The sequence below is a fragment of the Bradyrhizobium agreste genome, from assembly GCF_016031625.1.
In the GTDB taxonomy this organism is placed as follows: Bacteria; Pseudomonadota; Alphaproteobacteria; order Rhizobiales; family Xanthobacteraceae; genus Bradyrhizobium; species Bradyrhizobium agreste.
In genome coordinates this window covers 66,368-91,879 of sequence record NZ_JACCHP010000026.1, presented here as the reverse complement: position 1 = coordinate 91,879, position 25,512 = coordinate 66,368, and the positions used below count along the sequence as shown (strand labels likewise).

Here is a 25,512-nt window from a genome sequence, read left to right as displayed (position 1 = left end):
GCGGCGCGGAACGACTGCCTGCCCCCGGACTTCCCGTTTCGTGGACCCAGGCCTCCTTGGCAAACCACTCGTGCGTTGCCGCACACATTCCGCAATAGGTGCGAGAGAAGAACACTGCACTGCACCGAAATCTTTCGCGGTCCATCTCGATGCCGGTCGAAATGGCATGGCCCGTTTCCGGGCACTTAATCATCACCATACCCATCTGATTTCCTCCAGCTCGGTCCCTTCACGGAAAGGCGTCGCCACCATCGGCCGGACGGCGTCTCTTCTGGCGAAGACGCTCGTCCAGCCGATTCACGCGGCCGATAGCCTCGATTCAGGCTGCCCTGTGCAGAACTCGGTTGAAGCTCTTCTTGATCGGCTCGGCCGTCTCGGTCGCAACCTTCTGGGCAAGGTCCCAAAGCTCCCGGTTTTGGCCGGAAGCCATTTCAAAGGTCCTACGGCTGTGGGTGGTGGAGAGGTTCACGACATCCGCAAACGACCTCGCATCCGCGAGCTGGGACAGGAATTCCAGGGTGGAGCTGGTATTGATCTTCGATATTTCGATGACCTTGGTGCCGTAGTCGGCGGCATGCGTGGCGTTGGTCGCACAGGCTTCGCGGAGAGCGTTGGTGATCTCCTCGGAAGCCGCCTTCATCTGCTCGAGATTTGCCTTGGCCCGCGCGGCGCCCTGCTCGGCGAGACCGCCGAAGATCCCCGGGATATTGAAAAACGGCACGTCGAACTTGAGCCTTGCACCACCATTTCCACCCGTGGGAGCGGCATTCGTCTCGGCTTTCACATTGGCATCATTCATCGTCATTCCCATCCTTTCACGCGAAACCAGATGTTGGATTGAAGACTTTCAGAAGCTCCCGGGTGCGGGCCGCACCGGGAAACCAGTGCCCCTACTCTCAAAATGGAGGGATGCTGCTGATGAGCTGCTGTCGCCCCCTGCCGATGCCAACTATGGCCAACCAGGATCGGACCTTCAGTTCGCTTTCAGACTCTCGACTTGAATAAATTCGATTCAAGCGACGACTCGCCGCAGGCGCAGCTATTGCATCTTTGAAGTTGCCGAAAAGGTTTCTGCCACCTTGAGAAGGCGCGGGCTCGCAACGCGCCCGGTGACACCATTTACTGATTGATTGCAAGTGGATGCAGCACTCCCTTGCGCACCGCGCGAGCCTTCGGCGGCATCAGTCTAGCGGGGCCGGAAAGCGGCAGATCAGCCCCGACGCTTCTTCTTCGCACTCTTTCCGGGCGCGCCCTTAACCGGCCACGGCGTGACCGACGGCTCGGCGTGGCCGGGCCTGTTCTTGTGCTTCCTCTTTCCGAAGGAAGGAGCATCGCCGAATTTCGGCGCGCGGGAGCGCTCCTTCGGAGCGTCGTGCCGGTGCGGCGCGTCCGCCATCGGCTCGATCCGGATGCTGTCTTCCTTGTCCGGACGGTTGATCCTGGCCGCGAAGGAATCCGCGACCCGTTTCGAGATCTCGAACTCGGTGGTGGTATCCATGATCTTGATGGTGCCGATGTCGCGCTTGTCGATGCCGCCGCGGCGGCAGATCATCGGCAGCAGCCAGCGCGCTTCCGCGTTCTTGCGGCGCCCGATGGCGGCGCGGAACCAGACACTGCCCTCCGCCATGGCGTGCTTCGACGCTTTCCCAGCCTTCGACCGCGGCTTGACGCGGTCCTCGCCGTCTTCGGACCGATCACGCCTGCGTTCGGGCTTGCCGCTTCGCTCGCCGGGATCGATGATGTCCTCGGGCGACGGCAGCCGCGCGCGATAAAGCCGCGCCAGCGCAGCGGCGATGTCCTCGGGCGAGCGCTCGGCCAACAGCGCCTGCGCCAGGGCCAGATCGTCCGGACTGGTCTCCTCCGTGAACAGCACGTCCTTCATACGGGCGTGATCGAGCTTGCGGACCTCATCCGCCTGCGGCGCCGTGCCCCAGGCCGCGTCGATCCCAGAGAGATTGAGCAACAGCTCGGCGCGCCGCCGCCGCGCCGGCGGCACCAACAGGACGCTGGTCCCCTTCCGGCCCGCGCGTCCGGTGCGGCCCGAGCGATGCTGCATGACTTCCGCGTCATTGGGCAAATCGGCATGGATGACGAGGTCGAGGCTCGGCAGGTCGATGCCGCGGGCGGCAACGTCGGTCGCAACGCAGACGCGGGCGCGCCCGTCGCGCAGCGACTGCAGCGCCAGGGTGCGTTCGTTCTGCGTCAATTCGCCCGACAGCGCGACCACAGAGAAGCCGCGCTCCAGCAGCGCGGCCTGCAAATGCCTGACCGCATCGCGCGTGCTGCAAAACACCAGCGCGCTCGGCGCCTCGTAAAAGCGCAGCACGTTGACGACGGCATGCTCGACGTCGGCGGGCGCGATGCGGATCGCGCGGTATTCGATATCGGCGTGGCCGCCCTCGTCGCCGGCGACCTCGATCCGGAAGGCGTCGCGCTGATATTGCCGCGCCAGCGCGACGATGCCGCGCGGAAACGTCGCCGAGAACAACAGCGTGCGGCGCGTCTGCGGCGTGGTTTCGAGGATGAACTCCATGTCCTCGCGAAAGCCGAGATTGAGCATCTCGTCGGCCTCGTCGAGCACGAGAGCGGCGAGCTCGGAAATGTCGAGGCGGCCGCGCCGCAGATGATCACAGAGACGCCCGGGCGTGCCGACGACGATGTGCGCGCCGGCGGCGAGCTCGCGCTGCTCGCGCCGCGGATCCATGCCGCCGACACAGGACACGACACGCCCGCCGGCATGCCCATAGAGCCAGGCGAGCTCGCGCTGAACCTGAAGCGCGAGCTCGCGGGTCGGCGCCACGATCAAGGCGAGCGGCGCGGCCGCAGTTGCGAACTGCTCGGCGTCATCGAGGATGTTCTTGGCGATGGCCAATCCGTAGGCGACGGTCTTGCCGGAACCGGTCTGGGCCGAGACCAGAAGATCGCGGCTGGTGGCTTCATGAGCGAGCACCGCGAGCTGGACGGGTGTCAGTGAATCATAGTTCCGCTCGGCCAAAGCGCGGGCGAGCGGCGGGGTCAGGGCCGGAAAAGACACGGGATGGAGAACCTTGGTTGAATTCAGGCGCGCAAACGGTGAACCGGGGCGCCTAAAGCTGCGTGCGCGGCAAACGGCCCGGCCGCACGCTGTTTTGATCTGGGCGCTCTTTACGCCATGCGCCCGGAAATCACCATAGCTGTGATGCATGGCTTGGTGGCGAGCCGCGCCTGAAGGTTGCGGCGGATTTTTGCGGCCGGCTCGATTAACCTTGGCGCGGCGGGATCGGCCGATAGCCGAGCCACGCTCACGTCTGAGCATATGGGGAATAGCAATGCGATTGGCGGTCATTTCCGATATCCACGGCAATCTACGCCGCGCTGGAGGCGGTGCTGGCGGATATCAAGACGCGGGGCGTCGATCGGACAATCAACCTCGGCGATTGCGTCACCAGCCCGTTGTGGCCGCGGGAAACGTTCGAATTGCTCCAATCGCTGGCGTTGCCGACTATTCGTGGAAATCACGATCGCTGGATCGAGGAGTTTCCGGACGACAAGCTCTCGCCGGCAGGTCTGTTTGCGCGCAACGCCTTGACTGCGGAGCAGCGTCGTGCACTTCACAACCTGCCCGCGCAGCTGCGACTGGACGACGGCATCCTGGCCTGCCATGGCACGCCCGAGAGCGATACGGCGTGCCTGCTGGAGGAAGCGCTCGACGACGGCCGCTTCGTGCCGGCACGCCGCGACGTGCTGGAGGCGCGCCTTGCGAGCGAGCCGGCGGCGCGCGTGGTGCTGTGTGGCCATAGCCACCGCCAGGCCGTCGTTCACGGGCCGCGCGAGTGTCTGGTCCTCAATCCCGGGAGCGTCGGATGCCCGGTCTTCGCGGACATTCCCTTTGCGGCGAAACTGGAACACCGCTCGCCTCACGCTCGCTACGCGATCCTCACAAAGGGAAAAAGGGGCTGGCAGGTCGAACTCCTGGCGCTCGAATACGACTGGGAGGCCGCCTCGGCGCGCGCGCTCGCCAACAACCGTCCGGACTGGGCGCAGGCCATGTTGTCCGGATACGTCAAATAGCCGGCTGCAGCGAGGTCTCCAAAATGGCTCGGAAGGACAAGCTCGCAGATTGGGCAACGCACCTGGCTGCCTGGTCCCTGGCTGCCTAGTCCCTGGAGGCCGCCAGTTTGCTGAAGCTGCCGACCAGCCTGGCTTTTGCGCGCACAACCGTCTCCTTGGCCGCGCGGGCCAGGGCCCGGATGGCGCGCCAGGCTTCGGTCCCCTGCAGCCACGCTTTCGCGGCGGCGTATTTTCCGTACGCCCACGCAAAGGCGGGGATTCGCATCAGCTTGTCGCGCGTGAGATGAAACAGGCGCTCGACCAGCACCAGCTTGAGCAATTCGCCGACGATGAAGGTCACAGCACCGCTCAGGACCTGACCGGTTGCCGCCAGGTAGGCTGCGACCGGCTTGATCGGCTCCAGAATAATGACGGGCACGGAGAACAGGGCGAGAGACGTATACGGCGGCAGCGATTTGATCCAGGCGCGCAATCGCCTGAATTCGAAATGCCGCCCGATCCAGCGCGCAATCGGTGCTGCCACGGACATGAACACTGCATCTACCAGGAAGTAGATCGCAGCCAGGATGTAACTCACCGGTTTCAGGATTCGTTTCACGGCACCTCTCCCGGGAAATGAAAGCCGGAACTTGGGCCTAAGTTTCACCTCGACGTGAATAGTTCTGGGATATTGGATGGAACTCTTTGGGCATCTGGTCCCACTCAGATCTCCGCGTACACCTCCAGCAAATTCCCGTCGGGATCGCGGAAGAACAGCGTGCGATGGCCGAAGGGCTGGTTCGTCGGTGGCGACAGCAGCGCCACGCCCTGCCGCACGAGTTCATCGGCGCATTGATCGACCTCGGCGGCCGAGACCTTGAACGCCAGCTGCAGCGCGGCGCTGCCCGGCGGCGTCGGTGCATCGCCGGCGGTGCGGCTCGGCCTTGCCAGCGCCAGCGTGTTGCCGCCGATGCCGTACTCGATCCAGTTCGGCGACAGCTCGCGCGAGAGCGGAAAGGCGAGGATATCTTCGTAGAAGCGCCGCATCGCGGCCATGTCGCGCACGAAGATGACGGTGTAGTCGATCGCGCGGATGGCGAGGAAGGGCGATTGTCGACGAACCGGCTGCGGTGCCATCAGCTTTCCCTGCCCTCCTCCGCCACGCGGTCGGCAAGGAAGGTGCCGTTTGGCTGGTGGAAGACGATCTGTCCGATGCTCTCGCCCTCCCCGCGAAATTCGACTGCAAATCCCGCCAGCTCGACGATGCGAAACCGGCGGCCCTGCTGCGGCTCGAGGCGATAGGCCGGCTGAAAATCCGGCTTCAGGATCAACCTGCCTTCACTGTCCAACGTCACGCGGTGAGTGATGGCGCCGCTCTGGAAATGCCCGACACAGCGTGCGCGGAATGCAGGATCAAGGCAGTCGCCGGCGGCTTGGCGCTGGAAGACGATGTCCTTCACCGTCGGCTCCAGCGGCACCGACAGATGCACGATGTTGCCCTCGCGGTCCGTCTGGAAGGTGATGGGAAGATTGTCCGGATGAAGCTGGTCGACGATTTCAGGCGTGACGAACGTCTCAAAGTGCCAGTGCGACAATTGCGCGCCCATGCCACGCCATGCCCAGTGCAGCGCGCCATCCCGCTCGCGGATCGAGATTACGCCGTACGCGGGATGGGCGTAGTCGCCGGCATAGGCGCCCAGCTCGTGCGCCGGCTTGGTGCCCTTGTGGCGTGAACTCTCGCGGGCGGTCTTGTTGGCTGGAATTTGAGCGATGAAGTCGTCGCGCATCTTGCGGAAGCGGGCGAGCCAGTCGACCGGCTCCCGGCCGCGCAGCCGGTCGACGATGTAATAGGTCAGGATCGATGTGACCTCGTTTGGACTGCGGTTCGTCAGCACGGCCACACCGAAGCCGGCGTCCGGCGCCAGCGTCATCAGCGAGCCCCAGCCAGTCCAACCGCCGCTGTGCGAGACGATGCGCTCGCCCTGATAGGTGTTAGTCTGAAAGCCAAGGGCGTAGTGCCCATGGCCGAACTCGGAGAATTCCGACTTGGCGACGAGCGCCAGTGGCGCGTGCAGCTGCTCGATCAGCGCTTCCGGCAGCAGCCGCTCGCCAGCGAACACCCCTTTGCCGAGATGCAGCCGCATCCAGTTGGCCAGATCAGCCACCGACGTGTTGATGGCGCCGGCCGCCGTGGTGCGGATCGGCAGCCGTAACGCCGGCAACCGCGTATCGACGTCGATCATGTAAGGCCGCGCCGGCTCAGGCCCGGCTTCGAGCTCGTCCAGCGAAAAACTCACAGTCATGCCGAGCCGATCCGTGAGGTGGCTGCGGAGGAAGGCTTCAAAGCTCTGCCCGCTCAGCCTCTCAATCAGGAGACCGGCAACGTTGTAACAGAGGTTGTTGTATTGCCAGGCGGCTCGAATGTCGCGGCTCAATTCGAGGTGCCGCATCAGCGGCAGCATCTCGGCCGGCGACAGGTCCCCCGGCACATGAACCCAATCATGGCGCGGCAGCCCGGATTGGTGGCTGAGCAGATCGCGGATGGTGACGCGTTCGGTGGCGACCGGATCGGAGAGACGAAACTCCGGCAGATAGTCGCGGACCGGCTTGCTCCAATCGAGCACGCCATCATTGTGCAACAGGGCGATCGTGGTGGCGGTGAACGACTTGGTGATCGAGCAGATGACGAAGTGCGTTTGCGGCGTCACCGGCAGATCGGCCTCGACGTCGCGCTGGCCATAGGCGCGCGTGAGCACGACCTTGCCATCCTGCACGATGGCGAGCGCGACGCCCGGGACCTTCCAGACCGCCATCGCTTCCGCGGCGAGCCGATCAATATCGGGAATGAGGGACGCGAGCGGAGTATCAGGGATCTCGGATGAACTGTTCATGATCAACGCGCGACCTTCAACGTGCGCAAGCTAGCGGCATCAACGTGGAATGGAAAGTCAGTGCGCCGGCTTTCGTAGAGAATTGAAGCTGATGTGGCGAGATCGCCACGGATAGAAGAGATCGCGCTACTCCAGCAGCTCCGGCCACGGCACGATGGTCGACTTCACCGTCTTCATCGCCATCGCATCCTGCACCGCTTGGGCGACGCCCGCTTCCGTGAAGGGGTAGATCGTCTGCATTTTCAGCCACAGATATTTGTCGCGCGTGCGGTAGAGCATGTCGACGCCGAGCGGAAGATCATTCCCGGTGAAGCCCCAAGATCCCAGCACGTTGAGATCCTTGGTGCAGATGCGGTGCCAGGAGGTGTCGATCGAACCGGCGTCGGTGAACTGGCCCATCTCGACATAGGTGCCGCCGTCGCGCAACATCTCGATGCCTTCGGGGCCGGCGGTCGGATGTCCCGAGCAGTCCATCACGAGATCGGCGCCGAAGCCGCCGACGATGTCGCGCACGCGATCGATGCGATCCTGCGGCGATTTGAGCTCCTCGATGTCCACAGTCGCCTCCGCACCGAACTCGCGCGCCAGCTTTAGCCGCGGCTCCTCCGGCGCGCCAACGCAGATCACGCGCCCTGCACCCATCTCCCTGGCGGCCGCGACCGCCAAAATTCCGATCGGGCCCGAGCCCTGGATCACCACGGTGTCGCCCCAGCTGAAGCCGCCGGCGCGCGTCGCGCGGTTGAAGGCCCGGATGCAGGAGGTCAGGGGCTCCGACAGCGCACCCAGGCGCAACGGCATGTCGTCCGGCAGCTTGTAGATTTTGGTGCCCGGCAGCATCTCGAGATCGACATAGACATATTCGGCCCAGCCGCCCCACAAATGCGGCGCCTTGTCGAAACCGAGATAGCGGCCGTAATAGACCGGCGTCAGGCACTTGTTGGCCGTTTGCGGATAGTGGATGCAGTAGTAGCAGCGGCCGCAGGGCATCAGCGGCGGGATCATTACTTTCGAACCGACTTGAAGCGGCTTGCTCATAAAATCCTCGGAAAATTCATCGCCGCATTCGACGATGATTCCGCCGAGTTCGTGTCCCAGCGTGAACGGCCAAGGCAGCGGCTTCGGCCAGTGTCCTTTCAGGATGTGCAGGTCGGTGCCGCAGACCCCACAGGCGCCGACCTTGATCAGTGCGGCCTTCCGGCCGACCTTCGGCCACGGCACGGTGCGGATGACGGGCTCCGAGCCGGGACCAGCGTGGGTGCAGACGCGGATTTGCTCCATGGTGTGTCCTCGCTTGCCCGTCTGTTATGATTGGTGGTGCGGGCTGGTCGAAAGCGTATGTGAGACGCGCGGCCGTGCCAAGGTGCAAGTCTCGTAGCCCGCATGAGCGAAGCGACATGCGAGAGACGCGTCCCGGATCTCGCTTCGCTCATGCGGGCTACAGCGCAGCATTGCATGGCTGCCGTTCAAGCACGTCCAATTGTCTTGAGCGCCGACTGCCGAACGTGTAAGGCGCCAAGAGTCTCACCTCAGGTCCTCCCGTGAATCCCCTCCCCCAAAATCCCATGGCCGCATCCGGATCGTTTGCGGCGATGAGGTCCGTGCCCTACCGCCTCCAGTTCGCCTCTTACGTGCTGGCGATGATGGCCGACAACATCGAGCATGTGATCAGCTATTGGGTGGTGTTCCAGAAATTCCATTCGCCGACGCTGGGCGGGTTTGCCGTGCTGTCGCACTGGCTGCCGTTCCTGCTGTTCTCCGTCGCGGTCGGTGGCCTGGCCGACCGGTTCGATCCGCGCCGCATCATCCAGTGCGGCATGCTGCTGTTCATCGCCGCCTCCGCCGGTTGGGGCTTCTTCTTCCTGACCGATACGATCCAGATGTGGCACGCGATGCTGCTCTTGGTGATCCACGGCTGCGCCGGCGTGCTCTGGCAGACGCCGAACCAGCTCTTGCTCTACGACCTGGTCGGCCCGGCCGACCTGCCGAGCGCGGTGCGACTGAATGCGATGGCGCGCTATCTCGGCATCCTGGTCGGACCTGCGGTGGGCGGGATCATCATGCTGACGCTCGGGCCCTCGCACGGCATCATCTTCAACACGCTGTTCTATCTGCCGATGCTGCTCTGGCTGTTCTGGGCCCCGGTCAGGGACAAGAGCGTGGCGGTACGGCGCTTCGCGGTGCGCGGCCTTGCCGACATCGTGCTCACCATCCGCGCGATCGGCACCCAGCCGGTGCTGTCGGCGATGACGTGGATTGCCGGCCTCACCTCGTTCATGATCGGCAACGCCTATCACGCCCAGATGCCGGGCTTTGCCGGCGATCTCGGCCATGGCGATCCCGGCGTCTCCTACAGCGTGCTGCTCGCGGCGGACGCCGCCGGCGCGGTGCTCGCCGCCATCGCGCTGGAATCCTGGGGACGGCTGAAGGGCACGCCGCGCACCGCGATCCTGCTCGCGATGCTCTGGAGCATAGCGCTGCTCGGCTTCGCGCTCGTGCCGGTCTATCCGGTCGCGATCGCGCTATTGTTCTTCGCAGGCTTCTTCGAACTGTCGTTCAACACCATGGCGCAGGCTCTGGTGCAGCTGAACGCGCCGCACGACATCCGCGGCCGCGTCGTCGGCCTCTACAACATGGCCGGGCTCGGCATGCGGGCCTTCAGCGGCGTCACGGTCGGGGTATCAGGCGCGGCGATCGGCATCCACTGGTCGCTCGGGCTCTCGGCCGCCATGCTGCTGGCGCTGCTCTGCCTGCTTTATGGGCGCGGCGCGCGGAAGCCGAGCCCCGCCTAGAGGTGTGGCTTTTCGAGCGCATCCTATCTGTCCGCAACCGGCGCGCCCGATCCTAACGCGGCATTAACCCTATACACCTTAGGGTCGTGCCGGACTCCGCCCGGGCGGGGGGTCGGGTGTTGGAAATGGCGTTGGCGAACAAAAAATTTCTTCCGGCCGCCGAGGAGCGCAGGCGCTTCCAGCGGGTGAAGGTGCACCTGCTCGGCCGCTACATGCTGCCGGACCGCCGGGAATTCCCCTGCCAGGTGATCAACATGTCGCCGGGCGGCCTCGCCTTGCTCGCCCCCGGGATCGGCAATGTCGGCGACCGCGTGGTCGCCTATCTCGACCATATCGGCCGTGTCGAGGGCAAGATCACCCGGATCATCGACAACGGCTTCGCCATGACCATCGGCGCGACGCCGCGCAAGCGCGACAAGCTCGCCGCACAGCTGACCTGGCTCGCCAACCGCGACATCCTCAATCTGCCGGAGGATCGCCGCCACGACCGTATCGTGCCGCGCAACCCGATCGCGGTGCTGACGCTCGAGGACGGCACCAAGATGACCTGCCGCATCATCGACCTCTCGCTGTCGGGCGCGGCGATCGCTGCCGAGAACCGCCCGCCGCTGAAATCGATTGTTCTGCTCGGCCGGGTCCAGGGCCGCGTGGTCCGAAACCTCGAAGACGGCTTCGCGCTGGAGTTCACGCACGAGCAGCCGGCAGAGACACTCGAAGAGAGCGTTACCGCGCGGTAAAGCGCAACTGCGCCAAAACCACTGATGTCCAGCCCTTAAAGGCGGCCTCCGCAACGCGGACGCCGCCTTTTTCATGCGTCATCGCAGGCGCCGCGCACGTTAATGCGGAGGCTGCGGGCGCGTGGAAATGCCGGTTGCGCCAGCGTTTCCGCGTTAATCAATAAAACTTGAATCAATTGATGTCATCTCCAATTTTACGCAAATTCTATTCAAGTATAGATCGAATTCGCCGCGCGTTTTACTTGCATTCGTCTCGACTTGACTTAGTCGACTTAGCGGCAACTCAAAAGCTCCGTGCGAAATGTGGCCCCAACAAGAAACGGGGGCCGCAATGTTTGATTTCAGGGGACAGGGGAAGGGATTGGCGCTTGCCGCCATGCTCTTCGGGATCAGCGCGGCAGCGCAGGCCGGCGAAGGCCGTCTGCTCTACGCGAGTCTCGGCGACACCACGCGTGCGCCGATCGGCTGGGTCGAGTTCTGCGCGGACAATGCTGCTCAGTGCCAGGGCGCGCCGCTGCAGCCGCGTGACATCGTGATGTCGCAGGCCGCATGGCGCGACCTCATCAAGGTCAATCGCTGGGTCAACGAGACCGTCAAGCCTCTGACCGACCAGGAGCACTGGGGCGTGATCGAGAAGTGGTCGCTGCCGTCAGACGGTTACGGCGACTGTGAAGACTACGTGCTGTTGAAGCGCAAGATGCTGATGGATGCCGGCTGGCCGCGCCAGGCCCTGCTCATCACCGTAGTGCGCGACAAGAAGGGCGAAGGCCACGCGGTGCTGACGGTGAAGACCGACAAGGGCGAGTTCATTCTCGACAATCAGAACGAGAATGTCCTCGCCTGGACGGAGACCGGCTACCGCTTCGTCAAGCGCCAGTCGCAGAGCGATCCCAACGTCTGGGTCTCGCTGGGCGATACCAAGCCGGCGGTCTCCACCGCCAGCGCGAAAGATCAGTAGGAACGAGACAACAGGTTACGCGACCCGGTCACATCCCCACCCCTCCCCGTCCCAGACCGGTTCGCGCGCGGCCAGCCATCCCCCAATGGCTGGCCGCAACTTTTGGGGCGACGCGATCAGCCCTGCTCGCCCTGGCGCGACCAGGGCACGCGCGCGGCGGTGAAATCCCGCCAGCTATCCTGCAACGTCGGCTGCGCGCCGATCGATGCCCGCGCCTGCCAGCCGGCGATCGCGGCCGCCGCAATGGTGCTGTCGCGATCGTCAGCGCCGAGCCCGTCGAGCAACGAGGCCGTCACCGCCATGTCGTTGAAGACGCCGAGCTCCTCCTGCAAGCCAGCGAGCCGGCGCGCGAATTTGCGCGCGGACTTGCGATCCTCGTACAGCGGCAGCAGGAACTCGCTGAGATAGCGCAGCCGCTTGGTGGCGAGCCGGACGCGGTGCAGCTCGTCGACCGTCAGCGACTTGAAGCGGCGGCCGCGCTTGAGCACCTTCGCGTACTGCTCGGCCAGGACGCGCCGGGCGAAATCGACGGCGGGCTCGGCGAGCCGGCCGAGATCTTGGGGCGCGACGCCGTTGCGCCAGCCGCGCGTCTCGATCCAACCGCCGAGGCCGATCAGGAAGCGCGCGGCGGACAGGCTTTGCGCCAGCCATTTGGCTTCCGAGCGCAGCGCATCGAGGTGGCTGAGCGCGCCGACCGATCGCATCAGATCGAGCGCAGATCGCAGCCGGCGCAGTGAGACGCGCAGCTGATGCACGCCTTCCGGGTTGCGGCCGTCCTCGGCCGCCGGCAGCGATTGCAGCAGGTGAAGGAAGCAGGCGCGCAGGATGGTCGCGAAGGCTTCGTCGAGCGTCACGGAAGGATCGAGGCGAAGCTTACGCGGCCGGCGCGCCGACGGCGGCTGGTCCGCGGCAAGGTCGAAGCCGCGTGCGGACTTGCTGCGGATGGACGGCTTCACCGTTCCGTGCTCCGCAAGGCGCAGCGCGATCTCGTAGATCGCGCTCGGGCTGCCGCTCTTCAGCTCCAGCTCGATCTCGCTGACAGGAACAGATCGGTCGCCGGCGGTCAGCTCGCCCTGGTCGAAGGCGACCTCGACCGTGCCGGACGGCAGGTCGATGATGCGCGTGTGCCGATGCACATCGGCCGTGAACAATGCTTCGAGCGGCTGTGCGTCGAGATGGCCCCGAAGCTTCTCCGGAACGAACGGCATCGCCAAAGCGAGATCGGGCGCAAGCGACGGCACACTTGCTTCCCATTCGCCGCGACGCAACGGATCGTCGGCAACCTCGGTCTTCACGGTCTGCACGAAGCGCGAGCCGCTCTGGCGGACGCGTAAGCTCAGGCCGGCGCGACGCAGCGCGCGCTCGGGCGTGTCGTAGTAGACGGACTTGAGATGTTTGCGCGTGCCCTTGTTGCGCGCGTTCGCCGTGATGACGGGCGCTGCGCTGAAATGCGCCATGCGATCGGCATCGACGAGAAGCTTCAGCTCGATTTCGCCGGCGGGATGAGCGTTGCTGCCCGGCTCAGCAGGTTGCAGATCGGGCTTCGTCTCCGGCGTCCGATCGCTCACGGCGTCCCTGATCCCCGGCTCCGCTTCTGGCCCTGCGGGTTCGATCTGCCTCAGGAAGCCGGCGACGACGTGCGCTCTTTTGTTCTCCTTCGCAGGGTGATTCCCATCCGGCGCGCCCGGAGTCTTGCGGGCCGGCGTTGAATCTGACTTGAGCATGCAGAGTATCGTGACAGTTTGATGACAGAGCACGAGCATATAGCCGATAGAGAGCGCGAGGAATAGTCAGGTTACGTTGCAACGCATCATCGCCCACATCCGACATCCCAAGCGCAAATATCCACGACGACTGTCACAATTGGGCTCGGCGTGACGAATTAAGTTGGCGCCGCGTACGGTTAGTGATCGTATTGAGAGGAAATCTCGCAGTTCTCGAAATCGAGATGAAACGCATCAATGAGCTTGGTTCATGCTAGCCGAGAAGTTCTTTCTGGTTCTGGAGACACTTAGAAGTCACCTGCCCGCTGGCAGGCCCGCGATTGTGACAAGCCCTCCGCCGGATGTGTCGAATCCCTCTGATTCGCGACGCAAAAAACCGGTTCCCGGCGGTCAGGAGTAGAAATATCGTTCGAGCTGCGGCACCAGGGAGCTCAATGCGCTCACGGACACAGCACATGTCTGAGCCACGGCTTAGCCGTGGGCGGGGACCATAAGGGCCGCCCGCAACTCACTCCGCGGCTTCGAGATTCGCGGGCTTATCGACCTCGCCCAACGGCGACACTGCCGGACCGTTGAGCGCGGTGCCGTCGGGCGCGAACTGCGAGCCGTGACACGGACAATCCCAGCACTGCTCCAGCGCATTCCAGTGCACGACACAGCCGAGATGGGTGCAGCTTGCCGAGTGAAGATGCAAATGCCCGTTCCGGTCGCGGCACGCCGCGATCTTCTTCAGGCCGCTGCGGACGAGGCGCCCCTCGCCGGGCCGCAGACGTTCGACGCTCGCGATCTCGCTCGCCGCAAGATATTCCGCGAAATTCTTCAGCGGCGTGATGTTCTCGCTGATGAACTCGCTGATGTTCTTGTAAATCTTCCGTGCCGGGGCGTAGACATCTTCCCACGGGCTCGCACCAATCGTGATCAGATCCGTCACCAACAAGCCGGCGACCAGCCCGTTCGTGATCCCCTGCCCTGAATCGCCGCTGACGATGAAGAGGTGCTCTTCGCCAGGGCTGCGACCGATGAAGCCGACGAAATCGATCGGCTCCATTACCTGCCCGGACCACCGATGAGTGACCTCGCGCAGGTCCGGTAGTCGCTCGCGCGCCCAGCGTTCGAGCGCATCAAGACGTTGTGCCCCGTCGTTCGCTTCGCCCGACTTATGGTCTTCGCCGCCGATGATCACGATGTCCTCATCGGCAGAGAACGGCTGGAGTCGGACATAGTGATAGGGATCGAGCGTATCCCAATAGAGCGCATCCTCCAGCGCGCCGGCCGCAATCTTCGCGGCGAGTGCATAGGTGCGGTAAGGCGCCTGCTTGGTGTGGATCGCGACCTGCACATTGACGGGCGAGTTCGTCGCGACCACCACGTCGGCGGCGTGGACCTCGTAGCCTGAGGCGGTCGTCACGACCATGTCGCCTTGGCGCTGGCGGACGCTCTCGACACACGTGTCGGCGTAGAGCTTCGCTCCCTGGCGCTCCAGTGCGCTCGCCAAACCAGCGAGATATTTGGTCGGGTGCAGGCGTGCCTGGCGTGGAAAACGCAGCGAACGCACCTGGCCTTTGGCATGGAACGGCGTCGGCTCCACACAATTGTCGACGGGAATCCCCAGCTTGCGACAGCATACCAATTCCTCATCCAGCTCGGACGCCGGCGTTTCGGGTGCCAGCACCCAATAGCCGTCCACGCGTTGAAAATCGCAATCGATGTGCTCGATACGCTGGATGGTCTCGGCGCGATCGATCGCTGTCGCGACGCTCTGATAGTAATGCCGCGCGCAGTCGTGGCCGCGTACTCGCACCAATGCGTCGTAACCGTCGTCGAGCGCCGTCGCCAGGTGCGCCGTGGTACGCGCCGTCATCCCGCTGCCGATGCCACCGCGGTCGAGCACCACGACCGAACGTCCGTGGCTGGCAAGTTCATACGCGACCGATAACCCGGCAATTCCAGAACCGACAACGACGACGTCTGTGCCCACGGTCCCGGACAGCGCTGGCGCGTCGGCAACCTGAACATCCATCCAGGGCGACCGGGTGTTCTCATCGCGTACGTTCATGGCAGTTCTCCTCGGAAGTACAAACGATGCGGCAGGATCAGGGTTCCTGTCCGACGGGTGGCGAGCGGAAAGGTATTGAAGCTCACGTCATCGATTAGGAACCTTCATCGTGCTCGCGCTTGAACCGGCATGAAAAGTCCATCACCGGGGATGCGCAGGGCGCTGCGCCAGGCTCGATTGTACGGGCACCTGCTCGTCCGAAATGACAGGCTGTATCACCCGGGAGGCAATCATCCGATTTGCTCCATACAGCTTGCGCGAGAGATGGTCAGGTCAGGATGGATGACCAAGCAGGACGGCGAATACGAGATCACGCCGGAGGGGCAGCTTGCCGCCGAGAGCGAACTCGGTCACTGAGGAGCCAATGCGGCACCGTCCCCGCAAAGAGCTGCCATGCCATTATTCCGTCCCGAGGAAGGTCGCCGGCGCCGCCTCCGCACTGGCCGTTGCGCTCGCCGCCAAGCTTGCTGCGGCAGGCCCGTCTTCGTCGTCAGGAGACAGCTATTTCACACAGTAAAATGTTGTTTCCATTTGCCTCCACTCGTGTGACATCTCTGCCCGGCGACCGCAGGGCGCCCAAGACGCAGAGCGAAACCGGAGGGGCAAGTGAGGACATTCGTCGGAATATTGGGGGCTGCAATTGCATGCCTTGTGGTGGCGACCGCTGAAGGGTCCGCGGCAGAAGCCTGGCCCACCAGAGCCATCAAGATCGTCGTCTCGACGCCCGCCGGCGGCATCACCGATGCATTCGCCCGCGCCTATGGCGATTACATCTCTCAGAAGCTCGGACAGCCTGTCGTTGTCGAAAACAAGACGGGAGCGAGCGGCGCGCTGGCAGCCCAATCGGTCAAGGATTCGCCGGCGGACGGCCATACGCTGATGTACACGATCTCGTCCACATTGCTCGGAAACCGGCTGCTGCTGAAATCGCTCGCCTACGATCCGGACAAGGATTTCACGATCGTCGCAGTGACGCCATCGGGTCATCTGCCGCTGGTCGTCCATTCCGCCACCGGCGCAAAGTCCATCGAAGATTTCGTCGCATATGCGCGCCACAACAAGGTCACGGCAGGCTCGTATGGCATCGGTTCGTTCGCGCACATCGCGATCGCCGAGCTCAACCGCCAATATGGCCTCGACATCTCCATCGTGCACTATCGCGGCGAAGCGCCAATGTGGCAGGACCTGGCGGCCGGCGTCATCCAGGCCGCGACCGGCAGCTATCAGGCCGCGCTTCCAGTCCTCGACACCGGCGTCGGCCGCGCGATCGCCGTCCCGTCACTGGTTCGCATGAAGAAACTGCCGGACACCAAGACGTTCGCCGAGCAGGGGGTCACCGGAAAGGTCTTCCAGCTGACGAGCTTCACGGCCCTGGTGGCGCCCGCTGCGACGCCGCCCGACCGGATCGAACTGCTCGCCAAGCTCATGGTCGAAGGCGGCAAGACCGAGCGTGTCCAGAAGCTGCTCGAGGCCTTCGGCGTCGACTCGCCGGCAATGGATCGCGCATCCTCGGTCGCCCTCTACGAAAACGAAGGGCCGGTCTGGCTGGAGTCGATCAGGAATCTCGGCTTGGAGCCACAATGACATCCGGACTCGCCGATCCCGCTGGCGACGCGGTTCTCACGCCCCCAACACGTCCGCCAGCCGCAGCTCGTCGGCGCCAAGCTCCTTCAGGAACAGCTCCGCCTCGATCTCGTTCAGGTGCGAGAGCATCAAGGCGCTCGCGCGCGCCTTGTCGCGCTTGCCGATCGCGGCGACGATTCCCGCGTGATGATCGGTGCCGCACGCGGGCGTGTCGTGGCGGCGGTAGAGCAGGATGATGAGCGAGGAGCGCGCGATCAGCTCCTTGAGGAAGCCGAGATAGATGCTGTGGCCGCTCATCTCGGCGACGAGGCGATGAAACTCGCCGGAGAGCCGCACCTGGGCGCGCGCATCGCCGCGCAATTCCGCTTCGCGCTCCTCATCGAGATGCCGGCCGAGGCGATCGAGCCAGGCCGGCGAGACCGCATCGATCGCATGGTCGACGATGCTGGGCTCGATCAGGCGGCGCGCCTCGAACACCTCGCGGGCGTCGGCCGGGGTCGGGCGCGCGACGAAGGCGCCGCGATTCTTCTCGATGCTGACGATGCCCTCATGCGCGAGCTGCTGCAGCGCGGTGCGCACCAGCGTCCGGCTCGCGCCGTAGATGTCGCCGATCTCGTCCTCGCCGAGCTTCGTGCCAGGCAGCAGGCGATGCTCGAGGATCGCGGCGGTCACACCCTCCCGGATGCGGCTGACGCGATCGCTCGCATCGGGCGCATCGGGTTTCTGGCGGGGCTTGGCGGCCATGATTGTGAGGGCTCGATCGACGAACGTTCGGCCTGCAATGTTAGTCGACGAGCTGTATCCAATCACAGGCGAAACTTTATACAATTTCCGCCCGTTTTGTGTGCAGCCGGCTGCACAGGCGGCGGGCGGACAAATTCGGCCGGAATCGATCTAACGATCTGACTCCGCTGCACAGTTTTGGAAATTCGCAACGTCGCGGGCTGTTGGCACGGACCTTGCGGAGAGAGGCGGGACGCATCGCCCCTCCTCGGACACGCCATGGCCATTCCTGCCGCTCTCGAACTGGTCGCCGTCACCAAACGCTACGACGCCACGCTGGCCGTCGACAACGTCAACCTGAAGATCCCGGCGGGCACCTATTGCTGCCTGCTCGGCCCCTCCGGCTGCGGCAAGACCTCGACGCTGCGCATGATCGCAGGCCACGAGGCGGTGAGCGAAGGCGACATCCTTCTCGGCGCGCAGAATGTCACCGACCTCGAGCCCGCCAAGCGCGGCACCGCGATGATGTTCCAGTCCTACGCGCTGTTTCCGCATCTCTCCGTGCTCGACAACGTCGCCTTCGCCTTGAAGATGCGCGGCATCGACAAGGCGACGCGGCACAAGCGGGCCGGCGAATTGCTCGAGCTGGTGGCGATGAGCCAATATGCAGGCCGTCTTCCGGCGCAGCTCTCCGGCGGCCAGCAGCAGCGCGTCGCGCTCGCCCGCGCGCTGATTACCGAGCCGCAGATCCTCCTGCTCGACGAGCCGCTTTCGGCGCTCGATCCGTTCCTGCGCGTCAAGATGCGCGGCGAGCTGAAGCGGCTGCAGCGCGAGCTCGGCATCAGCTTCATCCAGGTCACCCACGGCCAGGAAGAGGCGATGGCCCTTGCCGACCACATCGTGGTGATGAATCACGGCAAGATCGAGCAGCAGGGCACGGCGCGCGACATCTTCCATCATCCCCGCACCGAATTCGTGGCCCGATTCATCGGCGGCCACAACGTGCTCAGCGACGCCGGCAATCTCATAGCCGTCCGCGCCGATCAGCTCGGCATCGTGCCGTTCGCCGACGGCGCTTTCGGGGCGCCGGCACTGCTGACCCAGACCGAGTATCAGGGCTCCTACATCGCCGTCTCGCTCACGCTCGATGACGGCACCGCCCTGTTCTCCCACGTTCCCGAGGCCACCTTCGACGTGCATCCGTTCCGTCCGGGCGATCGCGTGCTGGCGACCTGGGATCCCGCCAAGGCGCAACGCCTGCAATAGCACCCTTCACCACGGAAAATGCGCAACACAGAGGAGTGAGCGAAATGACCGAGACGACCAGGAAGACCGGCGTCAGCCGCCGCACGCTATTGAAGGGCACCGCGGGTCTCGCCGGCCTCGCCGCCGGCTCCGGCGCGATCACCGGCTTTCCCTACGTGAAGTCGGCCGACGCGAAGGTGCTGCGCTATCTCGGCACGGCGGTGAACGAGGGCGACGACATCTCCAAGCAGTGCCTGAAGGACACCGGCATCAAGATCGAATACATCACCGCGACCACCGACGACGTCACCAAGCGCGTGATGACCCAGCCGAATTCCTTCGACGTGTTGGATACCGAATATTTCTCGCTGAAGAAGCTGGTCCCGTCGGGCAACATCCTTGCGCTCGATGCCAAGAAGATCAAGGAGTTCGACAACATCACGCCCGTCTTCACCAAGGGCGAGACGCCCGGCGGCAAGAAGATCGGCGGCCAGGGCACCGCGCCCTGGAAGGTGCTCTATCTCGAAGGCAGGGATTCCAAGAAGTTCGCGACGTCGGCGACGGAGTTCGTCACGCTGATCCCGACCGTCTACAACGCCGACACGCTCGGCATCCGCCCCGACCTGATCAAGCGCCCGATCAGCACCTGGGCCGAACTGCTCAACCCCGAGTTCAAGGGCAAGGCCTCGATCCTCAACATCCCCTCGATCGGCATCATGGATGCGGCGATGGTCGTGGAAGCCTCCGGCAAGTACAAATATGCCGACAAGGGCAACATGACCAAGGAAGAGATCGATCTCACCATGAAGGTGATGACCGAGGCCAAGAAGGCCGGTCAGTTCCGCGCCTTCTGGAAGGACTTCAACGAGAGCGTCAACCTGATGGCGTCCGGCGAGACCGTGATCCAGTCGATGTGGTCGCCGGCGGTGACGAAGGTCCGTTCGATGGGCATCCCCTGCACCTTCCAGCCGCTCAAGGAAGGCTACCGCTCTTGGGCTTCGGGCTTCTGCGTGTCCAAGGGCGTCTCGGGTCAAAAGCTCGAATGGGCCTATGAGTTCGTGAACTGGTTCCTGTCGGGCTTTGCCGGCGCCTATCTCAATCGCCAGGGCTATTACTCCGCCGTGCTCTCCACCGCGAAGGCGCACATGGAGCCCTACGAATGGGCGTACTGGATGGAGGGCAAGCCGGCCGAGAAGGACATCAAGGCGCCCGACGGCTCGCTGCTGGAAAAGGCCGGCGCGGTGCGTGACGGCGGCTCCTACGAGGATCGCATGGGCGGCGTCGCGTGCTGGAACGCCGTGATGGACGAGAACGACTACATGGTCCGCAAGTGGAACGAGTTCATCGCGGCGTAGCAGACATGTCAGAAGAAGTCCTGCAACAGGCAACCCCGGGCTTGCTCCCGGGGGCGGGCACAGCGCGCGCCGCAAAGCCGACGCGCCTGTCGCCGTCCTTCATCTCCTGGCTCCAGGCCGGGCCGATGATGCTGGTGTTTCTCGCCTTCTTCCTCATTCCGCTCGTCTTCGTCGTCATCGTCTCGTTCTGGGACTACAATGAATACCAGCTGCTGCCGGCTTTGTCCGGCCGCGGCTACACCGACACGTTCGAGGGCTGCATCGCACAGCTTCCCGACCTCTGCACGATCGGGAAGACCTATGTGATGACGCTGAAGCTCTGCTTCATGGTCTGGGCCATCACCCTCTTCATCGGCTTCTGGGTCGCCTATTTCCTCGCCTTTCACGTCAAGTCCAAGACCTGGCAGATGGGCCTGTCGCTGCTCTGCACGATCCCGTTCTGGACCTCCAACGTAATCCGCATGATTGCCTGGATCCCGCTGCTCGGCCGCAACGGCCTCGTCAATTCCGGTCTGATCAAGACCGGCCTGATCAACCATCCGCTGGAATGGCTGCTGTTCTCCGAATTCTCGGTGGTGCTGGCGCTGGTGCACCTCTTCACCTTCTTCATGGTGGTGCCGATCTTCAATTCGATGGTGCGCATCGACAAGTCGCTGATCGAGGCCGCCTATGATGCTGGCGCCAGCGGCTTCCAGACCCTCGTCAACGTCATCATTCCGCTGGCCAAGCCCGGCATCGTGATCGGCTCGATCTTCGTCATCACCATCGTGATGGGCGACTTCATCACCATCGGCGTGATGGGCGGCCAGCAGATCGCCGCGGCCGGCAAGATCATCGAGACGCGGGTCAACGCGCTGCAGTTCCCCGCCGCCGCGGCCAACGCCGTGATCCTGCTCGCGATCACTTTCCTGATCATCACCATGATGTCGCGCATCGTCGACATCAAGAAGGAGCTCTAGAGCATGAAGGAAGGACGCCCGCGCTCGTTCTACGTGCTCGCGATCTTCTTCGCGGCCTATGTGCTGTTTCTCTACGGGCCGATGATCGCGATCTACGTGCTGTCGTTCCAGGGGCCGCAGGGCGGCCTCACTTTCCCGATGAACGGCGTGTCGACCTTTTGGATCGCAAAGCTGTTCCAAGGCACCGGCATCGTGGATCTCGGCGCGGCCTTCCGCCGCTCGCTGCTGCTCGGAATCATCGTGATGATCGTCACCGTCGTGCTGTCGGTCGCCGCCGGCATGGCGTTCCGAAGAAAATTCAAGGCGCAGAGCATCCTGTTCTACTCGGCGATCGCCAGCCTCATCGTGCCCTCGATCATCACCTCGCTCGGCATCTCGCTCGAGTTCCGCATCATCGACGACCTGATCAAGGCGCATTGGAACGAGAATTTCGAGACCTCGATGGGCCTGCTCACGTCCGGGCTCGGCGCGCACCTGACCTGGACGCTGCCGTTCGGGCTGCTCATCATGTTCGCGATCTTCAACCGCTTCGATCCGCGCCTCGAGGAAGCCGCGCGCGATCTCGGCGCCACGCCATGGCAGACGTTCCGTCACGTCGTGCTGCCGATCATCCTGCCCTCGGTGATCGGCATCGGCCTGTTCGGCTTCACGCTGTCCTGGGACGAGCTCGCACGCTCCAGCCAGGCGATCGGCGCGGTGAACACGTTGCCGCTGGATCTTCAAGGCCTCACCACCACCGTGACCAACCCCGACATCTACGCGCTCGGCACCGTGATCTCGGCGGTCTCGTTTACGGTCATCACGCTTGCACTCGGCACCATCCACGTGCTCAACAAGCGGCAGGCGGCCAAGGGCTCGGACGCCGGCAAGGGACCCGTCTGAAATAAGGACTCGTCTGTTCCGATGCGACTTCACGTCGTCAATCCCAACACAACGGCATCGATGACGGCTAAGATCGCCGCTGCCGCGCGCAGCGTTGCCCTTGCCGACACCGTGATCGATGCGCGTCAGCCGGCAATGGGCCCGGTCTCGATCGAGGGGTTCTACGACGAAGCTTTCGCCGTCCCCGGCATGCTCGGCTGCATCCGCGAGGCCGATCGCGACGGCGCGGACGCGCACATCATCGCCTGTTTCGACGACACCGGCTTGGATGCCGCGCGTGCCGCCGCCAAAGCACCGGTGATCGGTATCGGCGAGGCCGGCTTCCACCTCGCGAGCCTGATCGCCGCGCGCTTTGCCGTGATAACCACGCTCGGCGTCTCCATCGTGCCGATCGAGCACAATCTGCGGAAGTACGGCCTCGCCGAACGCTGCGCCCGCGTCCGTGCCGCCGAGGTCCCGGTGCTGGCGCTGGAAGAGCGCAACATCGATGCGCTCGGCAAGATCTCGGCGGAGATCACCGCCGCGATCCGTGACGACCGCACTGAAGCGATCGTGCTTGGCTGCGCCGGTATGGCCGATCTCGCAGGCGAGCTCGCCGCCGCGCACGGCCTGCCCGTGGTCGACGGCGTCGTGGCCGCGGTGACGCTTGGGGAATCACTGGTGCGGCTGGGACTGACGACCTCCCGTCTCGGGCCCTACGCCGCACCGCGCACGAAGAGCTACTCCGGGCCGTTCTCGCAATTTCAGCCTTGAGCTCGGTTCGACCGGCAAGCCCAGACTCGACCAATGAAGCGCACGTTTTCCTATCGCAATTAGATTGATACTATTTTTGGTAGAGTATATTTTCGTTGACCTAATTGGCAAACATCATTTGCGCCACTAGGGCGTGCGAGAAATCATGATCGCAGATCACGAATTTGGTGGGCAGCATACTGAACTAAAATTGTCGATTGTTGAGGGGTATTTAAAGGCCTTTACCACAGCGCTCCGTCCCCACTTCAAGAACCTTTGGTACATTGATGCGTTTGCCGGAAGCGGGACTCGGACGGTTCGAACTGAACGACAGGGCGCCACACTGATCGAAAAGCCAGTCGAAGAAGTCATCGAGCGAAGGCGCGGATCAGCTCAAATCGCGCTGGACGTAAGGCCCGAGTTTGATTTCGTGGTCTTCATCGAAAAGAATCCCAACTATGTTTCTGCGCTTGAAGATCTGCGTGCAAAAAATCTTCAACGCAAGATCGTTGTCGCAGAGGAAGACGCAAATTCAGCTCTGAAACAGCTTGTTGCCAATAACAGCTGGGACGACAAAAGAGCCGTTGTCTTCCTTGACCCATATGGAATGGAGGTCGGGTGGACCACTCTTCAGGCGCTCGCCGCAACGAAGGCAATCGACGTCTGGTTTTTATTTCCGTTGGCGGGATTGTTCCGACAGGCCACGAGGAAGCTAACCGACATTGACGAGCACAAGCGCGCCGCGCTGACGCGAATGTTTGGCTCAGAATCTTGGGAAGAAGAGCTTTATCCTGAAGTCGGCGACCCCGACATGTTCGGAATGTTGCCGGAGCGGCGAAGAAACCTAAATCCGGCTGGTCTGGAGCGCTACGTGCGAAGTCGGCTTAGCGAAATCTTCGGCGCAGTATTGAAACCCCTCGCGCTACCAATCGATCGCGGGCCGCAGATGTTTTCATTGTTCCTATGCATTTCCAACCCAGCGCCAGAAGCCATCGGTCTCGCCACGCGGATCGGAGATCACCTGTTAAATCCTAAGCGGCATCTCATCGTACGTCCGGCCACGAAGTAGTCTGCCCGATGCTTTCTTATTTCTACCGCCCCATTGCTTGAAGAAGAACGCCGTGCCGTGACGGCGGCAAGCAATCTCGATTTCGTCCACCCACTTGGGGTCCATCGACCGGGCGCGGGGACCGCTCTCACCGCCAACGATTGCCCAATGAATACCGGAGAGATCGGCGGTTGCTACAGATCCGAGCAGCGGTTCGAACGAAATGAACCGAACCACTGCGCGCACTCGGCGTAGATCGTCGATGCGATCAAAGTAATCTGCGTTCTCAACGCTGGTACCAAGCCAAACATTCTTGAGCGTTGGCAAAGCGTGTGTGATCTCGGCCATCCGATCGGGGCGCTTGGTCAAGATCTGATAGGTGTGCTGCGGTGTCGCCTGCATCGTCATCCACACTTCCGAGACAAAACTATCGGGCACATTCGCGTGGAATAGATCGGACATAGAGTTCACAAAAATTTGGCGCGGTTTGCGCCAGACCTTCGGTGCTTCGAGTGCTCGGCGATCAAGGAACAGCTTGCCGGTCCAAACAGACCGTCCTCCGCTCTTTCGCGTTAGGCCGCGGTATTTTTTGGCCCCCATTGCCTCAAGACGCGCGGCCATGCGCATGGCGTAACAGTTGGTGCATCCAGGCGAGAGCACAGTGCAGCCCGCGACCGGATTCCAGGTTGCGTCGGTCCACTCGATCGAGGTTTCGGCCATCGTGCATCCTCCGAGCGCTTAGACCTGACAGAGCGCAGTAAATTATCCCTAAGGGTCTGTGATTGCACTAACTGCCAGCGAGCTCGCCGCCGCGCACGGCCTGCCCGTGGTCGACGGCGTCGTGGCCGCGGTGACGCTGGCGGAATCACTGGTGCGGCTGGGCCTGACGACGTCCCGCCTCGGCCCCCATGCGGCCCCGCGCACGAAGAGCTATTCCGGGCCGTTTTCGCAATTTCAGCCCTGATCCCTGCCGCTGCCGCACCGTTTGGACCCGGCAAGGCTCGCTGATTCCTGGTTTTTTCCGCACTCAGCCTCTTTTTGGTCCCATTCCTTGCCGAAACGTAAGGCTTTCGGGACGCCCCGGTGGCCTCTCTGGGTTGCCGGTCTTCGCCACTCACCAAGTTTCAATTTGGGTTTTGTCAGCGATGATCGATCTCGCCCAGGACACGCCGTCCAACTCCCTTTTTCGCCTTGGCGCCCAGCCGATCGCGCTGACCGCTGCAGCCCTCCTGCTGCTGATCGCGGGCGTCACGTCGATCGCGATCTGGCGGGCCTATACCGGCGCCGCCCCCGAGAGCGACCGGGTGGTGGCATCACGGCAGCTTCAGGCCCGCACCGCCCAGGCCTCCGAGCAGCTGGTCGAGAAGACCAAGGGGCTGGAAGCAACCCAGCAGGAATCGATCGACCAGCTCCAGGTGGTGCAGGACCAGCTTCAGACCATGAAGCGGCTGATGGCGGCGCAACAGGCCGACACCAAGCGCCTGTCCGAGCAGGTCACGGCCTTGAACGAAGCCATCGACGGCCTGCGGCAGTCCTTTGCCAGTGCACGGGCGACCGAGGTCGAGACGCCAGCGGTTACCCGCAGGAAACCGGCGCGGCACCGTGTCCACGCCAGCGCACGCAAGCGCTCGCGCGGCTGAGCCTATCACGGGGGCGGGAACTTTATTTTCGCCACTTGTGAACTGGATCACATTCGCCGGTATGATTCCGCGCGATGCTGGCCATTACCGGATGGCGTGAGCCGATTTCAATATCCGGGGCTGGCAAGGTCGTTGACGGTATATTGCGTCAACGGCCTTG

The 25,512-nt window shown here is 63.5% G+C and carries 22 protein-coding genes and 1 pseudogene; 13 read left to right on the top strand and 10 right to left on the bottom strand.

Translation table 11 applies throughout. The annotated features are described in order from the left end of the window. Positions 1 to 319: 319 nt before the first annotated feature. Both HZZ13_RS30860 and HZZ13_RS30855 read right to left on the bottom strand, forming a co-directional pair. Positions 320 to 805 carry a phasin gene (locus tag HZZ13_RS30860; protein ID WP_246504618.1) on the bottom strand — a complete coding sequence of 162 codons (486 nt, stop codon included), beginning with the start codon at positions 803 to 805 and terminating at the stop codon, positions 320 to 322. Between the two features lie 405 nt (positions 806 to 1,210). Then, the gene (locus tag HZZ13_RS30855; RefSeq protein ID WP_197963255.1) at positions 1,211 to 3,034 is read right to left on the bottom strand and encodes a DEAD/DEAH box helicase; all 1,824 of its coding nucleotides are present in this window, start codon (positions 3,032 to 3,034) and stop codon (positions 1,211 to 1,213) included. A 274-nt stretch (positions 3,035 to 3,308) separates the two neighbouring features. Between HZZ13_RS30855 and HZZ13_RS30850 the strand changes: the two are divergent. Continuing rightward, positions 3,309 to 4,050: pseudogene (locus HZZ13_RS30850) on the top strand (metallophosphoesterase family protein). A gap of 85 nt (positions 4,051 to 4,135) precedes the next feature. Here HZZ13_RS30850 and HZZ13_RS30845 read toward each other — a convergent pair. The 4 genes from HZZ13_RS30845 to HZZ13_RS30830 form a co-directional block, all read right to left on the bottom strand. Beyond that, positions 4,136 to 4,648 (bottom strand): hypothetical protein, encoded by a 513-nt coding sequence (locus HZZ13_RS30845; protein WP_197963254.1) that lies wholly within the window; start codon positions 4,646 to 4,648, stop codon positions 4,136 to 4,138. A gap of 104 nt (positions 4,649 to 4,752) precedes the next feature. Then, entirely contained in the window at positions 4,753 to 5,166 is a 414-nt protein-coding gene (locus HZZ13_RS30840) for a VOC family protein (RefSeq protein ID WP_197963253.1), read from the bottom strand. Beyond that, positions 5,166 to 6,920: a serine hydrolase gene (locus tag HZZ13_RS30835; RefSeq protein WP_197963252.1), complete on the bottom strand. Its 1,755-nt coding sequence runs from the start codon at positions 6,918 to 6,920 to the stop codon at positions 5,166 to 5,168. The genes HZZ13_RS30840 and HZZ13_RS30835 overlap by 1 nt, the downstream gene beginning before the upstream one ends. Before the next feature lie 126 nt (positions 6,921 to 7,046). Beyond that, positions 7,047 to 8,198 (bottom strand): zinc-binding dehydrogenase, encoded by a 1,152-nt coding sequence (locus tag HZZ13_RS30830; protein ID WP_197963251.1) that lies wholly within the window; start codon positions 8,196 to 8,198, stop codon positions 7,047 to 7,049. Positions 8,199 to 8,482: 284 nt separating this feature from the next. Between HZZ13_RS30830 and HZZ13_RS30825 the strand changes: the two genes are divergently transcribed. The 3 genes from HZZ13_RS30825 (at position 8,483) to HZZ13_RS30815 (ending at position 11,404) form a co-directional block, all read left to right on the top strand. Then, positions 8,483 to 9,709 carry an MFS transporter gene (locus HZZ13_RS30825; RefSeq protein ID WP_197963250.1) on the top strand — a complete coding sequence of 409 codons (1,227 nt, stop codon included), beginning with the start codon at positions 8,483 to 8,485 and terminating at the stop codon, positions 9,707 to 9,709. Between the two features lie 125 nt (positions 9,710 to 9,834). Beyond that, on the top strand, positions 9,835 to 10,446 hold the full coding sequence (locus HZZ13_RS30820) for a PilZ domain-containing protein (protein ID WP_197963249.1): 612 nt from the start codon (positions 9,835 to 9,837) through the stop codon (positions 10,444 to 10,446). Between the two features lie 331 nt (positions 10,447 to 10,777). After that, complete coding sequence (locus HZZ13_RS30815) at positions 10,778 to 11,404, top strand: transglutaminase-like cysteine peptidase (protein ID WP_197963248.1); 627 nt, start codon at positions 10,778 to 10,780, stop codon at positions 11,402 to 11,404. Positions 11,405 to 11,520: 116 nt separating this feature from the next. Here HZZ13_RS30815 and HZZ13_RS30810 read toward each other — a convergent pair whose 3' ends face one another. After that, positions 11,521 to 13,128, bottom strand: coding sequence for a CYTH and CHAD domain-containing protein (locus HZZ13_RS30810; protein ID WP_197963247.1), 1,608 nt, complete (start codon positions 13,126 to 13,128; stop codon positions 11,521 to 11,523). Between the two features lie 508 nt (positions 13,129 to 13,636). Then, positions 13,637 to 15,184 (bottom strand): FAD-dependent oxidoreductase, encoded by a 1,548-nt coding sequence (locus HZZ13_RS30805; protein WP_197963246.1) that lies wholly within the window; start codon positions 15,182 to 15,184, stop codon positions 13,637 to 13,639. A gap of 606 nt (positions 15,185 to 15,790) precedes the next feature. On the opposite strand from HZZ13_RS30805, the gene HZZ13_RS30795 reads away from it, so the two are divergent. Next, positions 15,791 to 16,768, top strand: coding sequence for a Bug family tripartite tricarboxylate transporter substrate binding protein (locus tag HZZ13_RS30795; protein WP_311972767.1), 978 nt, complete (start codon positions 15,791 to 15,793; stop codon positions 16,766 to 16,768). A gap of 36 nt (positions 16,769 to 16,804) precedes the next feature. Here the strand turns inward: HZZ13_RS30795 and HZZ13_RS30790 are convergent, their stop codons facing one another. After that, positions 16,805 to 17,512: a GntR family transcriptional regulator gene (locus HZZ13_RS30790; protein ID WP_197963244.1), complete on the bottom strand. Its 708-nt coding sequence runs from the start codon at positions 17,510 to 17,512 to the stop codon at positions 16,805 to 16,807. A 258-nt stretch (positions 17,513 to 17,770) separates the two neighbouring features. On the opposite strand from HZZ13_RS30790, the gene HZZ13_RS30785 reads away from it, so the two are divergent. From HZZ13_RS30785 to tcmP, 6 genes are all read left to right on the top strand, one after another. Further along, a complete protein-coding gene (locus HZZ13_RS30785; protein WP_197963243.1) occupies positions 17,771 to 18,757 on the top strand; it encodes an ABC transporter ATP-binding protein in 987 nt (328 codons plus the stop codon). 44 nt (positions 18,758 to 18,801) lie between these two features. Further along, positions 18,802 to 20,091, top strand: coding sequence for an ABC transporter substrate-binding protein (locus HZZ13_RS30780; protein WP_197963242.1), 1,290 nt, complete (start codon positions 18,802 to 18,804; stop codon positions 20,089 to 20,091). Between the two features lie 5 nt (positions 20,092 to 20,096). Beyond that, the gene (locus tag HZZ13_RS30775; protein ID WP_197963241.1) at positions 20,097 to 21,050 is read left to right on the top strand and encodes an ABC transporter permease; all 954 of its coding nucleotides are present in this window, start codon (positions 20,097 to 20,099) and stop codon (positions 21,048 to 21,050) included. A 3-nt stretch (positions 21,051 to 21,053) separates the two neighbouring features. Beyond that, positions 21,054 to 21,932, top strand: coding sequence for an ABC transporter permease (locus HZZ13_RS30770; RefSeq protein ID WP_197963240.1), 879 nt, complete (start codon positions 21,054 to 21,056; stop codon positions 21,930 to 21,932). A gap of 21 nt (positions 21,933 to 21,953) precedes the next feature. Further along, on the top strand, positions 21,954 to 22,685 hold the full coding sequence (locus tag HZZ13_RS30765; RefSeq protein WP_197963239.1) for an aspartate/glutamate racemase family protein: 732 nt from the start codon (positions 21,954 to 21,956) through the stop codon (positions 22,683 to 22,685). 145 nt (positions 22,686 to 22,830) lie between these two features. After that, positions 22,831 to 23,733 carry a three-Cys-motif partner protein TcmP gene (gene tcmP, locus HZZ13_RS30760; protein ID WP_197963238.1) on the top strand — a complete coding sequence of 301 codons (903 nt, stop codon included), beginning with the start codon at positions 22,831 to 22,833 and terminating at the stop codon, positions 23,731 to 23,733. Here the strand turns inward: tcmP and HZZ13_RS30755 are convergent. Further along, positions 23,689 to 24,432, bottom strand: coding sequence for a DUF5131 family protein (locus HZZ13_RS30755; RefSeq protein ID WP_197963237.1), 744 nt, complete (start codon positions 24,430 to 24,432; stop codon positions 23,689 to 23,691). The two genes, tcmP and HZZ13_RS30755, sit on opposite strands and share 45 nt — an antisense overlap. A gap of 58 nt (positions 24,433 to 24,490) precedes the next feature. Here HZZ13_RS30755 and HZZ13_RS30750 point away from each other — a divergent pair, with 58 nt between their 5' ends. Both HZZ13_RS30750 and HZZ13_RS30745 read left to right on the top strand, forming a co-directional pair. Continuing rightward, complete coding sequence (locus tag HZZ13_RS30750; RefSeq protein WP_246504616.1) at positions 24,491 to 24,676, top strand: hydantoin racemase; 186 nt, start codon at positions 24,491 to 24,493, stop codon at positions 24,674 to 24,676. Between the two features lie 181 nt (positions 24,677 to 24,857). After that, positions 24,858 to 25,352, top strand: a complete 495-nt coding sequence (locus tag HZZ13_RS30745) for a hypothetical protein (RefSeq protein ID WP_197963236.1) — start codon at positions 24,858 to 24,860, stop codon at positions 25,350 to 25,352. The last annotated feature ends 160 nt before the right edge of the window (positions 25,353 to 25,512 follow it).

Bases quoted from the DNA above. Each gene is read 5' to 3' on its own strand.
- HZZ13_RS30860 (WP_246504618.1), bottom strand. From the start codon at position 805: ATGACGATGAATGATGCCAATGTGAAAGCCGAGACGAATGCCGCTCCC.
- HZZ13_RS30840 (WP_197963253.1), bottom strand. From the start codon at position 5,166: ATGGCACCGCAGCCGGTTCGTCGACAATCGCCCTTCCTCGCCATCCGC.
- HZZ13_RS30835 (WP_197963252.1), bottom strand. From the start codon at position 6,920: ATGAACAGTTCATCCGAGATCCCTGATACTCCGCTCGCGTCCCTCATT.
- HZZ13_RS30830 (WP_197963251.1), bottom strand. From the start codon at position 8,198: ATGGAGCAAATCCGCGTCTGCACCCACGCTGGTCCCGGCTCGGAGCCC.
- HZZ13_RS30825 (WP_197963250.1), top strand. From the start codon at position 8,483: ATGGCCGCATCCGGATCGTTTGCGGCGATGAGGTCCGTGCCCTACCGC.
- HZZ13_RS30820 (WP_197963249.1), top strand. From the start codon at position 9,835: ATGGCGTTGGCGAACAAAAAATTTCTTCCGGCCGCCGAGGAGCGCAGG.
- HZZ13_RS30815 (WP_197963248.1), top strand. From the start codon at position 10,778: ATGTTTGATTTCAGGGGACAGGGGAAGGGATTGGCGCTTGCCGCCATG.
- HZZ13_RS30810 (WP_197963247.1), bottom strand. From the start codon at position 13,128: ATGCTCAAGTCAGATTCAACGCCGGCCCGCAAGACTCCGGGCGCGCCG.
- HZZ13_RS30805 (WP_197963246.1), bottom strand. From the start codon at position 15,184: ATGAACGTACGCGATGAGAACACCCGGTCGCCCTGGATGGATGTTCAG.
- HZZ13_RS30790 (WP_197963244.1), bottom strand. From the start codon at position 17,512: ATGGCCGCCAAGCCCCGCCAGAAACCCGATGCGCCCGATGCGAGCGAT.
- HZZ13_RS30785 (WP_197963243.1), top strand. From the start codon at position 17,771: ATGGCCATTCCTGCCGCTCTCGAACTGGTCGCCGTCACCAAACGCTAC.
- HZZ13_RS30780 (WP_197963242.1), top strand. From the start codon at position 18,802: ATGACCGAGACGACCAGGAAGACCGGCGTCAGCCGCCGCACGCTATTG.
- HZZ13_RS30775 (WP_197963241.1), top strand. From the start codon at position 20,097: ATGTCAGAAGAAGTCCTGCAACAGGCAACCCCGGGCTTGCTCCCGGGG.
- HZZ13_RS30770 (WP_197963240.1), top strand. From the start codon at position 21,054: ATGAAGGAAGGACGCCCGCGCTCGTTCTACGTGCTCGCGATCTTCTTC.
- HZZ13_RS30765 (WP_197963239.1), top strand. From the start codon at position 21,954: ATGCGACTTCACGTCGTCAATCCCAACACAACGGCATCGATGACGGCT.
- tcmP (WP_197963238.1), top strand. From the start codon at position 22,831: ATGATCGCAGATCACGAATTTGGTGGGCAGCATACTGAACTAAAATTG.
- HZZ13_RS30755 (WP_197963237.1), bottom strand. From the start codon at position 24,432: ATGGCCGAAACCTCGATCGAGTGGACCGACGCAACCTGGAATCCGGTC.
- HZZ13_RS30745 (WP_197963236.1), top strand. From the start codon at position 24,858: ATGATCGATCTCGCCCAGGACACGCCGTCCAACTCCCTTTTTCGCCTT.